Annotated in this window: 2 protein-coding genes; both read right to left on the bottom strand. The window is 41.5% G+C overall.

The annotated features are described in order from the left end of the window. A partial coding sequence (locus tag ACFIKH_RS09120) for a hypothetical protein (protein ID WP_375671532.1) occupies nucleotides 1-230 on the bottom strand: 230 nt, incomplete at its 3' end. A gap of 81 nt (nucleotides 231-311) precedes the next feature. After that, the gene (locus ACFIKH_RS09115; protein WP_273791330.1) at nucleotides 312-788 is read right to left on the bottom strand and encodes a hypothetical protein; all 477 of its coding nucleotides are present in this window, start codon (nucleotides 786-788) and stop codon (nucleotides 312-314) included. Between the last annotated feature and the right edge of the window lie 312 nt (nucleotides 789-1,100).

Here is a 1,100-nt window from a genome sequence, read left to right as displayed (position 1 = left end):
TGCATGTTAACAGCGCGTCCGCCTTCTATGCTATCTGTCACCGCTGTGGAGGTCTGAACAGAGGCTTCTGTTTTCTCAGTTTTAAAGCCCACGGTTACACTGCCAGATGCGCCAGCCTCGGTCAAACCGCTTAACGTATCCTGTGGATTGCCCCACGACTTTGGCTTCAAAATACGCATCCCCCGTAATGAAACCTCACCTGCCTTATTGTCGACTATCTTAAACACCAAATTAAAAGTGCCCGTTGCGTGGATAAAGAAGGAGACGGCTTTGATCCTCTACTTCATTCGTGATTTTATCCAACGACCTTTTTAACGATGGGGAGGACGCTTTGGTGATCGCTTTTGTAAAGCTTTTTGCTTTTGCTGACGTTTTCTTTCATCCTCAAAATGCGTTAGTAAAGCGCGTTCCTGTTTCGTTTTGTTGGTCACACCAAAGGTATCATTGTCCATAAATTGCTGATATCCAGCTAGCATCAAATTAGCTAAAAACGAGTCACTTTTCAGAGGTTGTACAAAATAAAGCCCTTTTGAATCTTGCAATTTATACCGGAAACCTGCTTTTTTCATGCACTCATAAACTGAGGCAAATTCACTCGCATACGAATTCATATCACTAGAAGAAGCATAAACCGGTTTCCAGCCACATTTTGATAAGGATTGTTGGATCATCGCTTTATCGACACCTGGTTTTTCCCATAATGCTAAAGTTGATGGAGGAGGTTGGTTAACACATCCAGCTGTATTTAAGAGAGCTATGCAACTCAATAGTTTTAAGATTTTCTTCATTTTTCCCCTCTTTCAATGGATTTATTTACGATAAAACAGCTCATAAGCCTGTTGATATTTCCTGTCACCGCTGCTGAAAACAACAGTGAACAATATTGAAATGGTTAGTTGAGGGAACAATCCCGCCATTCCAAGCGAAGGCAAGGATGGCGGATTGTTGATCATTACAAACAAAACTTAAGGTTTGCATTCAGGTGCATTTTTATATTTTTTACAAAACGGGCTGTTTAAGCGCTTCTTGACACTGCGCTGTGGTATGACAGCACCTGGACGACAAATCGGCAAGTTTTTCTCTTTAAAAGTATAACACCA

Source organism: Bartonella sp. SD1336NMGDW, assembly GCF_042193565.1.
Taxonomy (GTDB): Bacteria; Pseudomonadota; Alphaproteobacteria; order Rhizobiales; family Rhizobiaceae; genus Bartonella; species Bartonella grahamii.
This window is presented reverse-complemented; position numbering and strand designations above follow the sequence as displayed.

Bases quoted from the DNA above. Each gene is read 5' to 3' on its own strand.
- ACFIKH_RS09115 (WP_273791330.1), bottom strand. From the start codon at position 788: ATGAAGAAAATCTTAAAACTATTGAGTTGCATAGCTCTCTTAAATACA.